The 11,100-nt window shown below is 63.3% G+C and carries 10 protein-coding genes and 1 pseudogene; 2 read left to right on the top strand and 9 right to left on the bottom strand.

What is annotated here, in order from left to right:
- Positions 1-399 (bottom strand): annotated as a pseudogene (locus G542_RS16590) (transposase); the annotation flags it as partial.
- A gap of 343 nt (positions 400-742) precedes the next feature.
- Positions 743-1,720, bottom strand: a complete 978-nt coding sequence (locus G542_RS0110265; protein WP_027824041.1) for a TDT family transporter — start codon at positions 1,718-1,720, stop codon at positions 743-745.
- A 126-nt stretch (positions 1,721-1,846) separates the two neighbouring features.
- On the opposite strand from G542_RS0110265, the gene G542_RS16585 reads away from it, so the two are divergent.
- Positions 1,847-2,794 (top strand): LysR substrate-binding domain-containing protein, encoded by a 948-nt coding sequence (locus G542_RS16585; RefSeq protein WP_051190011.1) that lies wholly within the window; start codon positions 1,847-1,849, stop codon positions 2,792-2,794.
- On the opposite strand, the gene msrB is transcribed toward G542_RS16585, so the two are convergent.
- Both msrB and coq7 read right to left on the bottom strand, forming a co-directional pair.
- On the bottom strand, positions 2,748-3,152 hold the full coding sequence (gene msrB, locus G542_RS0110255) for a peptide-methionine (R)-S-oxide reductase MsrB (protein ID WP_027824040.1): 405 nt from the start codon (positions 3,150-3,152) through the stop codon (positions 2,748-2,750). The two genes, G542_RS16585 and msrB, sit on opposite strands and share 47 nt — an antisense overlap.
- Positions 3,153-3,191: 39 nt before the next feature.
- Complete coding sequence (gene coq7 / locus G542_RS0110250; protein ID WP_012696846.1) at positions 3,192-3,812, bottom strand: 2-polyprenyl-3-methyl-6-methoxy-1,4-benzoquinone monooxygenase; 621 nt, start codon at positions 3,810-3,812, stop codon at positions 3,192-3,194.
- A 135-nt stretch (positions 3,813-3,947) separates the two neighbouring features.
- Here coq7 and ppa point away from each other — a divergent pair, with 135 nt between their 5' ends.
- Positions 3,948-4,481: an inorganic diphosphatase gene (gene ppa, locus G542_RS0110245; protein WP_012696847.1), complete on the top strand. Its 534-nt coding sequence runs from the start codon at positions 3,948-3,950 to the stop codon at positions 4,479-4,481.
- 107 nt (positions 4,482-4,588) lie between these two features.
- Here ppa and G542_RS0110240 read toward each other — a convergent pair whose 3' ends face one another.
- From G542_RS0110240 to G542_RS0110220, 5 genes are all read right to left on the bottom strand, one after another.
- Positions 4,589-6,163, bottom strand: coding sequence for a methyl-accepting chemotaxis protein (locus tag G542_RS0110240; protein WP_162142350.1), 1,575 nt, complete (start codon positions 6,161-6,163; stop codon positions 4,589-4,591).
- A 116-nt stretch (positions 6,164-6,279) separates the two neighbouring features.
- Positions 6,280-7,824: a DHA2 family efflux MFS transporter permease subunit gene (locus G542_RS0110235; protein WP_027824038.1), complete on the bottom strand. Its 1,545-nt coding sequence runs from the start codon at positions 7,822-7,824 to the stop codon at positions 6,280-6,282.
- 9 nt (positions 7,825-7,833) lie between these two features.
- The gene (locus G542_RS0110230; RefSeq protein ID WP_012696850.1) at positions 7,834-8,973 is read right to left on the bottom strand and encodes an HlyD family secretion protein; all 1,140 of its coding nucleotides are present in this window, start codon (positions 8,971-8,973) and stop codon (positions 7,834-7,836) included.
- Positions 8,974-8,988: 15 nt separating this feature from the next.
- Positions 8,989-10,392, bottom strand: a complete 1,404-nt coding sequence (locus G542_RS16580) for an efflux transporter outer membrane subunit (RefSeq protein ID WP_081666806.1) — start codon at positions 10,390-10,392, stop codon at positions 8,989-8,991.
- Between the two features lie 39 nt (positions 10,393-10,431).
- Complete coding sequence (locus G542_RS0110220) at positions 10,432-10,938, bottom strand: MarR family transcriptional regulator (RefSeq protein WP_012696852.1); 507 nt, start codon at positions 10,936-10,938, stop codon at positions 10,432-10,434.
- Positions 10,939-11,100: the final 162 nt, after the last annotated feature.

Below are 11,100 nucleotides of genomic sequence, written 5' to 3'. Positions count from 1 at the left end.
ACCGCTGACGCTCGCCAGCAGCTCTGCCGGGTCCAGCTGCGACAACAGTTCTTCCGCTTGTGTGGTGTCTCCCTGTCGGTGGCCGGTCATCTCCACTGCCCGGACATCCAGCGTCTCAGCATCAATGGCCAGATGGACCTTGCGCCAGGTCCGGCGGTATTCGGTGCCATGCTTTTTGACCTTCCATTCGCCTTCGCCACAGATATTGAGCCCTGTGCTGTCGACCAGCGGATGCAAGGGTTCAGTCTGCCGCCGCACCGGAATAGTGACGGTCAGGGTGGCCTGCCGCCGGCTGACGGTGCTGAAACAGGGTACCGGCCACTCCAGCCCGCGCGCTTGCCGCAAGGCGAGCTTGAACAACAACTTCAGTGTCAGCACCGTTTGAATCACGGCATCGGTGTAAACCGCTGGTCACCCGTTAGCCCCGGTACGTCCACCCAGCCAGGTCATGTGGGGTGACAGCCACACCGTCAGATTACCGCGGTTCTGCAGGCTGCGGTTGTATTCAGGCCAGTGGGGGGTGCGATAGCGGAGCTTGTGCGGGTTCATGGGACCAGTCTACCTCGCACTACCCAAGTAGCTCGGCAGGACTTCTGCAACAAGGCCTTGCTGGTATGCCAGTCAGTATGCCACTTTGTATCAGTTTCAACAGGTCTCGTAAGGACGAGACAAGACAAAAAATAAAATAGAATATTGATTTTAAAGTATAAAAAATACCATCTTGAACGGAGTGGTATTTAACTTAAGCGGTCGTGGCGTCTGCCTGAATGACACGCACCAGATAGTTGTAGAGATAGTGCAGGCTGACGTAGGCAATGACCAGTGCCGCAACGATCAGTTCGAAGGTTGCCAGCGCGTGCACCTGCTCTGCATAGCGGGCGGCGAATCCCCAGTTGCCGATCAGGACCGACAGTTTGTAGAGTGCGGTGGCGCCGATCACCATCGGGAAAGTGAAGGCCGAATAACCGGGCGAAAACGGCAGGCGCAGCAGGCGCAGGAAAAAGAGGTAAATGATGGCCGTCATCAGGACGGCAATGCCGGCCAGCAACCCCACCATCAACGGCGAAGGCGTGGCAAACACTGTCAGGTAACCGGCCAGCGACAGGCTGGCAGGTGCAGCCAGAATGGCAATGGTCGGCTTGGCTGCATCCGGTACTTCAGCCGAAAACACCAGGCGGTACAGCATGACCGGCAGCATGACGAGATAGCAGATGATGCCGAACCAGCAGATCAGCTGTGCCAGCCACAGCCACGGTCCGCCAGGAAAGGTGACGGCAGCCACGATGATCCCGACCGGCGGCACGAACCAGCTGGGCACCATGTGGTGCAGCCGGAAAGCCCGGAAGCGGTGGTAGGAAAAAATGGCCAGAAACACAAGGTGCAGGGCAATGGCAAAAAGCCAGACCGCTTCGGCAACCGGCAGGCTGAACAGTGACACGGCCTTGGCAATCACCATCAGGGCCATGGCCATGGTCGGCATGACACTGCCGGCAACCGGATTCTGCAAGTCCACCCATAATAGCCGGGGGTGATGCATGAACTTGGCCAGCAGCAGCAGCAGCAGGATGGCTGCCACTCCGGCTCCGGCAAGCTGGAACAGCCCGTGGGCCGGCATCAGGTTTTCCCACGCCCATCCCAGACTGGCAATGCCGAGTGCCAGACCTCCCATCGGGGTCGGCACCTTGGCCAGCCGCTCGCGCAGGGTAGGTTGTGCAGTCATGTTGTTTCTCCTGTCGGTGAGGCCGGTGCGGAAGACTGGACCGCAAGCCATCAATGACATGACTGTACCCCTGGACGGACATCAAAAATATCTGAATATTGTTTAAACAACATAAAGAAAAACCATATGAACCGGCTGACCCTGCGGCAACTGAATGTCTTCATGGCCGTAGCCCGGCACTGCAACCTCGGACAGGCGGCCGAAGAGCTGGCGCTGACACGGGCAGCAGTCAGCCAGTCGCTGCAAGAGCTGGAAAAACAGCTGGGTGTCCAGTTGTTTGACCGTCAGCATCCGCATCTGCGGCTGAATGCCAATGGGGCTTCCCTGCTGCCGATGGCAGACGAACTGCTGTTGCGGGCACGGGAAATCGAGGCCCTGTTCCGCGCGCCCGAAAAATTGCCGGCCACTTTGCGGCTGGGTGCCAGCAGCACCATCGGCAGTTATCTGCTGCCCAAAGTGGTGGCAAGACTGCGCGAGACGTATCCGGACCTGCGGCTGGCCGCCAGCGTGCTCAACAGCGCGCAACTGGTGGCCGGCCTTCAGCAGCTGACGCTTGATGTGGTACTGATAGAAGGCGAATGCCTGGACCCGGCGCTGACCGTGCGGCCGTGGCGGCGTGACGAACTATGGCTGATTGCACCGGCCGGGCACCCGCTGGCGCAGTGCGAAGCATTGCCGGTGACGGCGCTGGAACGGCAGACCTGGGTAATCCGCGAACCCGGTTCCAGCAGCCGGGCGCAGTTCGAGCAGCTGATTGCATCACGCCTGACGCAGTGGCAGGTCGGCTTTGAGCTCAACGCCAGTGCCGGCGTGATCCAGGCCGTGGCGGCGGGGCTGGGGCTGGCACTGGTGTCGGCTGATGCGGCTGCCGCGTTGCTGGCTTCGGGACAGATATGCCGTTTGCAGCTGGCGCAGCCCCTGTCGCGCATGCTCAATCTGGTGACTTTGCGCAGCCGCTACCTGCCGCCGCAACTGGCCAGGATGCTGGACGATCTGGTACGGCTGGGTGACCAGCCGGATGACGGCCTTACGGTGCCGGATCAGCCGCTTCGAACACCAAGGCAGCCGAGTTGATGCAGAAACGCTCGCCGGTCGGTGGCGGGCCATCCTCAAAGACGTGCCCGAGGTGGGCATCGCAGCGTACGCAGCGGACTTCGGTGCGGATCATGCCGTGGTTGGTGTCGCGCAGGCGCCTGATGGCACCGGGCTCGGCCTCTTCCCAAAAGCTCGGCCAGCCGCAGCCGGCGTCAAACTTGCTGGACGAGGCAAACAGCAGGGCACCGCAGCAGACGCAGCGGTAGCGTCCACGTTCGGTGTGCCGGTAAAAGGGACCGCTGAACGGACGCTCGGTCCCCGCCTGGCGGGTGACGTAATACTGCTCGGGCGTCAGCTGCGCCTGCCACTCGGCGTCGGTCTTGCGGACGGTATCCATGTCGCGTGCTTTCCGGTTGCCGGCGTGCAGGCGCCGGGATCAGATGTGGTAGCTGGTTTTTTTCATCAGCTGTGAAGTCAGGTGCATCAGGCCCTTGACCGGAGCCGGCATGGCCGCTGCGCCCAGTGCATGGGCGGTTTCGGCATGCCGGTGCTCGTCGTCGCGCATCTGGGTGACGATGGCGCGGCTTTTGGCATCCTGTTCCGGCAGCGTAGCCAGATGTTCGTTCAGGTGGGCTTCGACCTGATACTCGGTTTCTTCCAGAAAGGCGAGGTTCCAGCGGTCGCCCAGCAGACCGGCAGTGATGCCCATGGCGAGCGAACCGCCATACCACAGCGGATTGAGCAGGCTCTTGCGGCCGCCCAGCTCGGCAATGCGCTTTTCGGTCCAGGCCAGGTGTTCGGTTTCTTCCCAGGCCGCTTCCTTGAGGGCCTCGCGGGTAGCGGGGTCACGGGCGGTCAGTGCCTGTCCCTGGTAGAGCGCCTGCGCGCAGACTTCGCCGCAGTGGTTGACGCGCATCAGGCCGAGGGCATGGCGTTTTTCCAGGTCACTCAGTCCGGCTTCTTCCAGTCCGGTGTCCGGATGCGGGCGCAGGGTCTGGGCCGGAGCAAACACGGTACGCAGCCCTTTGTCGAATTCGATGATCAGCTTGTCGAGCATGATGTGGCTTCTGTGCAGTCAACGTAGCCGGCAATTATAGTGCCAGCGCTGCCTGACCGTTATAATTGCCGCGCTTTTGATAACGGGGCATGTGCCCCCATTCCAACGAAACGATATTCCCGCAAGGAGCCCCCGATGAATCTGGACCGTATCCCGGCCGGCAAGGATCTGCCGAACGATTTCAACGTCGTGATCGAAATCTCGGCCAACGCTGCACCGATCAAGTTCGAGTTTGACAAGGACTCGGGCGCGATCTTCGTTGACCGCTTCATGGGCACCTCGATGATGTACCCGGCCAACTACGGTTTCGTGCCGCAGACCCTGTCGGACGATGGTGATCCGGTTGACGTGCTGGTGGTGACCCCGTTCGTGCTCCAGCCGGGCGTGGTGGTGCGCTGCCGTGCCCTCGGCATGATCAAGATGGAAGACGAAGCCGGCATCGACGCCAAGCTCGTGGCCGTGCCGGTCGAAAAGATCTGCCCGATGTACAAGGACATCCAGAAGCTGGAAGACCTGCCGCAGCTCCTGCGTGACCAGATGGTGCACTTCTTCGAGCACTACAAGGATCTGGAAAAGGGCAAGTGGGTCAAGATCACCGGCTGGGGTGACATGGAAGACGCCCGGAAAGAACTGCTGGACGGCGCTGCCCGCGTGACCAGCAAGGGCTGATCCACCTCCTTGCATGCGGTCTCTGGCCGGCCACCGGCTGGAAAGCCATGCAAAACGCTTCGCCGGGATGACCGGCGGAGCGTTTTTGTCTGTGGCCGCAACCGGTGTCAGATCCGGAAGCGGTCCGTCACCGACTTCATGGTTTCGGCCAGTCTGGCCGTGTCGTTGAGTGCCGCCAGGCTGCTGTCGAGTTCAGTCCGGTATTTTTCCGACAGCTGGGCCACGGCCTCGATGCTGGCCGACACCTCTTCGCTGGCCGCTCCTTGCTCGTTGATGGCCTGCACGATCAGCGTCACTTCTTCGCGTACCTGGCTGTTGGAGGCATCCAGCGCCCGGATGACCGTGCCGGCTTCAATGATCAGTTGCCGTTCCTGCTGCACGGCCGCCGTGCCCTCGCTCATCAGCCGGTCGGCGTCATCGATGCCGGACTGGATGCGCGTCATCAGCGACTCGATTTCTACGGTCGACTGTGCCGTGCGCTCGGCCAGCTTGCGTACCTCGTCGGCCACCACGGCAAAGCCGCGGCCGCTTTCTCCGGCGCGGGCCGCTTCGATGGCCGCATTGAGCGCCAGCAGGTTGGTCTGTTCGGCCACTTCCTGGATCACGTTCACGATGCTGCGGATTTTTTCCGACTCGGCGTGCAGCTCACCCAGGGCCGAAGCGATGCCGCGAGTGCGCTGCTCGACCAGATTCATGCCCTCGATGGCCTGATCGACCACCACGATGCCCTCGGCCGAACGCTGGCTGCCCTCGCTGACCCGCTGCATGATGCTCTGGCCGGAGTCGGCAATATGGTTGACTGACACCGACATTTCCTCCACCGAGCCGGCCATGCTGGCCATGACTTCGCCCTGCTGTGAAATGCGGCCGAACAGGTCTTCGCTGCGGTTGCGCAGATCGGAAACATAGCTCGACAGGCTGGATGAATTCGTGCGGATGTCCTGCGCCATTCCGGCCAGCCCTTGCTGCATCAGCTTCATGGCAGCCATGGCACTGCTGGATTCGGCGGCCGGAATGGCAATGTCAAGCCGGCCGGCGGCGACATGGTGGGCAATGTCGGCCACCTGCTGCGGGTCGGCCCCGAGGCTGCGGCGCAGGCAGCGCAGCATCCACCACACTGATCCGATGGCCGTCAGTACGGCCAGCAAGGCCAGCGCCGAGGCAATCTGCTGCGACCGGGTAATGATGAGGGCGACCTCGTTTTCCTTGGCCTGGGCGATTTCCTGGGTCTTGGCACGCTGTTCCAGCAGGACGTCTTTCATCTCGCGCCAGATCGGTGTTTCCTGCTGGTTCTGGATCGCCTTGGCCTGTTCGATGTCGGTGTTGACCTGCGTGAGGATGTTGGCGATGACTTCATTGCGCCGGGCATTGCTGGTCTTGAGGCCGGCAATCACCGGCTGCATGGCGGGGTCGGCCAGTTGCTCGGCTCCGTCCAGCAGGGTCGCCAGGTCCTGCTGGGCTTTTTTCAGGTTGTCATGCCCGCGCTGGTTGGCCGGATCAAGCAGGATGTTGCGCAAGGCCTGTCCGGCTTGCAGGCCCTGTGCGTAGGCAGAAGACAGATGCTCGAACAGGACCTGTTCGCGGTGGGTCAGCTGGTAAAACTGCTGGTTCACTTGCGCCAGCGACAACAAGGCAAAAACCACGGCACCCAGCAGCAAGGAAATGCTTGCCGTAAATGCCATCAAAAGCTGCTTCCTGAGGGTCATCAACATATACCATTCGTGTAAATATCTATGAATGGTACGTTAATTCAATAGTCCTATAAAGAGACAGCCCGGTTCACTGACCTGTTTTGCGTTCAGTGGCCGGCATCCACGGCAGGACCCCCGCTGCCAGCGGGTTTGAACGGTGGTCTGGCCAGCCAGACCAGCCCGGCCAGCAGCACGAAAAGGATGGAAGCCAGCCAGAAAATCTCGTTGGCTCCGATGAAAAACCCCTGCCGGGTAATCTCCTGCGCCAGATAGGCCGACGATTGCAGGCTGTTCATGCCGGCATCCTGCATTTGCGTCATCGCCTGCTGGGTGGCGTGGGAGTAGGGCTGGATGTCGGAGGACAGCGCCACGTGATGCACTGCCTCGCGCCGTTCCCACTGCGTGGTCAGGACCGACGTGCCGATGGAGCCTGCCAGCGTGCGCAGGAAATTCGACAGGCTGGAGGCACTGGCGATCTGGTCGGCGCGCAGCCCGGCCAGGGCGATCATGGTCAAGGGCATGAAAAAACCGGCCACGGAGGCCCCTTGCACGAACTGCGGCCACACTACCCAGCTGAACTGCATGTCCGGATTGAACGTCGTGCGCCAGTAAAAGCACAGGGCGAAGATCAGGAAACTGGCCGTGATGATCCAGCGCAGGTCGGCCCGGTGGGCCACCTTGCCGATGACCGGAGACAGGAGCACCGGCAGGATGCCGATCGGCGCCATGGCCAGACCGGCCTGCGTGGCGGTGTAGGCCATCTGTGTTTGCAGCAGCAGCGGCATCAGTACCACCGTACCGAAATACAGCATGAAGCCGATGCTCAGGCACAGCACGCCGACCGAAAAATTGCGGTGGCGGAACAGCGAGATGTCGATGACCGGGTGTTCGCTGTGCCGCTCCCACACCACCAGATACGCCAGTGCCACCACGGCGACTGCCGTCAGCAGGATGATCTCCTGCGATTCAAACCAGTCCAGCTCCTTGCCACGGTCCAGCATCAGTTGCAGTGCACCCACCCCGATGACCAGCAGGACAAGGCCGATGCGGTCGATCGGTCTGGGGACCAGCCCGGTTTCACGGTGGCGCAGTTCTTTCCAGCTCAGAAAGAGTGCCAGCAGGCCGACCGGCACGTTGATGAAGAAAATCCAGCTCCAGTGCCAGTTGTCGGAAATCCAGCCGCCCAGGATCGGTCCGAAGATCGGCGCCACCACCACCGTCATCGACCACAGGGCCAGCGCCATGCCCTTCTTGTCGTTGGGGTAGGCTGCCAGTAGCAGGCTTTGCGACAGGGGAATCATCGGCCCGGCCAGCGCGCCTTGCATGACGCGGAACAGGATCAGTGTCTCAAGGCTCGGTGCCATGCCGCACAGCCACGAGGTCACCACGAAACCGGCCGTGGACAGCAGGAACAGCCTGACTTCGCCCAGCCGCTTGGCCAGCCAGCCGGTGATCGGAATGCAGATGGCGTTGGCTACGGCAAACGAGGTGATCACCCAGGTGCCCTGGCTGGACGAGGCACCAAGGTTGCCGGCGATGGTAGGGATGGCCACGTTGGCAATGGTCGTGTCCAGCACCTGCATGAACACGGCCAGCGACAGGGCCAGCGTCACCCAGAACCGGCGGGCGCCATAAAGCGGAGGGTGCGTCATCGTGGCACCTTACCGTGCGCTGTTGGCCGCGATGATGTCGGCCACCATGCGGTTGGCCCGCTCCAGCTGGCCGTCATACACCCCGGTCTGCAAGACCGGCTTGCCGACCGGCGCATCGGTCACCAGCGGGCCGTCCTGGCTGCGCGTATCGACGCTGACGTGCATCGACAGACCCAGCCGCAAGGGGTGGGCGGCAAGGTCGCGGGCATCCAGCGTGATCCGCACCGGCACCCGCTGCACCACCTTGATCCAGTTGCCGGTGGCGTTTTGCGGCGGCAGCAGCGAAAACACGCTGCCCGTACCCGCTGACAGCCCGGCAACCTGGCCGCGATAGCTGACATCGTTGCCGTACACGTCGGCGTGGACAGTCACCGGCTGGCCGATGCGGATGTCCTTGAGCTGGCTTTCCTTGAAGTTGGCATCCACCCACATGGTCTGCAACGGCACCAGTGCCATCAACGGCGCACCGGTCTGTACCCGCATGCCGATCTGGGCGCTGCGCTTGGCGATCTGCCCGTCGATGGGCGCCACGATGCGGGTGCGCTCCAGCATCAGGGCGGCTTCGCGCAGCTGGGCTGCGGCGCGGGCAACCTGCGGATGCTTGGCAACCGCATCATTCATCACCAGCTCGCGCTGGGCCTGCAATTCGGCTTCGGCGGTTTGCAGGGCGGCCTGTGCCTGGCTGTAGGCATCGCGGGCGTGTTGCAGGTCTTCGAGGGCAATGGACTGGTCGGCGCTGGCGGCCTCGCGGCGCTTGAGATCCCCGGCTGCCTTGGCCACCAGTGCCCGGCGCTCGGCCACGACGGCTTCCAGACGGGTCTGGCCGGTGATCAGGGTGCGGGTCTGGCGGACGGTCTGCGCCAGTTCGGCTTCGGCGCGGGCGACGGCCAGCCGGGCGTCGGCATCGTCAAGCCGGACCAGTTCCTGCCCGGTCTTGACGCGCTGGGTGTCGTCGGCGCCGACGACGGTGACGGTGCCGGCAGTCTGGGCCGACACCGGAATCAGGTTGCCGGCACTGTAAGCATCATCGGTGGTTTCAAGGCCGCGGACGTAAAACCACCAGTACAGCAGCATCAGCAGGGCAACAAGCAGCAGGGCTGCCGTGAGTTTGAGCAGGGCCTTGCGGCGCAAGAGTTCTCGGGAGGACATGATCCGGTCAACCTGTCAGAGAGGGGCGGGAACGGCCAGCGCACGCATCAGGGCGGTTTGCGCCAGCAGAGTGCTGGTCTGGGCAGCGAGGTGTTGTTGCCATGCGGCGCTGGACTGGCGGGCATCGGCCAGTGCCTGCATGGGCGCGGCCAGCCCGCTGCGGATACGGCTCTGGCTGCGGCGGGCCAGCTGCGCCAGCGTGGCGTGGCGTGACTGCGCCTGTTGCCACAGCTGGCGGGCGGCCTGCGTCTGGCTGACGCCGTCGGCAGCTTCACGGATGGCGGTCAGCAGGGTCTGGTTGTAGCGGGCGATGGCCGTATCGCGGCCGGCGCTTTGCGCATCCAGCTCGGCATTCAGGGCTCCCGCGTGAAACAGCGGCAGGCTGATGCCCGGCATGATGCCGGCGATGCTGCCGGCACGGCTGAAGAGGTCGGCGGTGTTCTGCGCTTGCAGGCCGATGAAGGCCCCGAGGGTCAGGTCGGGGTAAAACGCCGCTTTGGCGGCATCTACCGAGTGTTCGCTGGCGCGTACGTAGGCCAGGGCTGCCTGCACGTCCGGCCGGGCTGCCAGCGCCCGGGTGGTCAGGGTGGCGCTGTCGAACGACCAGTCCGGCAGTTGCCGGGCCTGCAACCGGTCAATGCGGTCCTGCGGCTGGGCGCTGAGTGCGGCCAGCGCGTGGGCTGCGGTTTGTTCCCGGGCCTGCAACTGGGTGATCCGGCTTTCCAGTGCCAGCTGGTCGGCATGCAGGCTGTCCGGCACGTCAGCGGTAACGAGTCCGCTACGCAGCAGGCTGGCGGCCTGGCGTGCCTGCTGGCGGGCGAGATCCAGTTCCTGACGGGCTGCGTCGGCTTGCAGGCGGCTGCCGGCCAGTTCGAGGTACTGGGCGGTGATGGCGCTGGCCAGCCATTGTTCGCTGGCCTGGTATTCCAGCCGGGCTGCCAGCCGGCGGGCTTCGGCCGAGGCGGTCTGGGAGCGGATGCGTCCCCACAGGTCAAGCCGCCAGCCCATGTCGACCGACAGGGCGTGCAGGCTGTACCAGCTGCCGCCGATGGGTGGCGGCAGCAGACCATACTCGGATTCGCGGGCGCGTTCGGTGCCTGCATTGGCATCGATCTGCGGCCCGGCGCCGGCTGCTGTCAGGCGCACGCTGGCCGTGGCTGCCCGGATACGGGCCAGGGCTTCGGTCAGTGAGGGATGCTGGCGGCGGGCGTCGTCGATCAGCTGGTCCAGTTCGGCAATGAGCAGGGCCCGCCACCATGCGCCTTGCGTGGCGGCATCCGGTACGGCAGTGGCATCCTGTCCGTAGACGGAGGCATCAAGCGGGCGGGCGGCAGGCTGCATGGCCGTGGGGCTGGCACACGCCGTCAGCAGTCCGGCACTGAGCAACAGCCAGTGGAGGGGAGATATTCTGTTAACCATAAAATTGTCACCTGCGTGACTATCTGGAGGAAAAAAATCCTACGATCCGGTTTCCAGCCGCGTCAGCAGCTTGCGCTGCAAGGCGATGAACTGGGCTTGCTCTTCGGGGGTGAAATCCTGCCAGGCGTCGCGCATGCGCTGCCGGTGTACCGGCATGACCTCACGGATCAGCTGGTAGCCGGCTTCGGTCAGGCCGAGTTCGGTCTTGCGCCGGTCGTCCGGACAGGGGTGACGCTGGATCCAGCCGCGTCCTTCCAGCTCGTCCACCACCCGGGTGGCGTTGGTGCGCGAGAAGGCCAGCGTGGCCGAGATGTCCGACGGGCTGACGCGTTCCTGCGGACGCGAGTAGATCAGCATCAGCGCCAGCCAGGCCGAATGGTTAAGCCCGTATGGCTTGAGAGAGGACTCAAACCAGGCGCCCAGTTGCAGCTGCACATAGAAATGCAGCCGGGTCAGCATGATCTCGGTGCGCGGAGAGCCGGGCATCTTGCGGGAGATTTCGCCGATGGCGTCTTCCAGATGCAGGAGCGGATTGCAGGATGTCATGTGCGTGAAAGTAACGCAGGTTACTAATCTGGTCAATGCATTGGCATCAATAAAATGCGCTGCATCAGACGTTTTGCATGACCGGTTGGTGCCGCCTGGGTTGCATGCCGGTTCCGGGGTACGGTTGTGTCAGCCAGCTTGTGTCGTGACGGGATGCCTGTG

The organism is Laribacter hongkongensis DSM 14985 (assembly GCF_000423285.1).
GTDB lineage: Bacteria > Pseudomonadota > Gammaproteobacteria > Burkholderiales > Aquaspirillaceae > Laribacter > Laribacter hongkongensis.
This window is presented reverse-complemented; position numbering and strand designations above follow the sequence as displayed.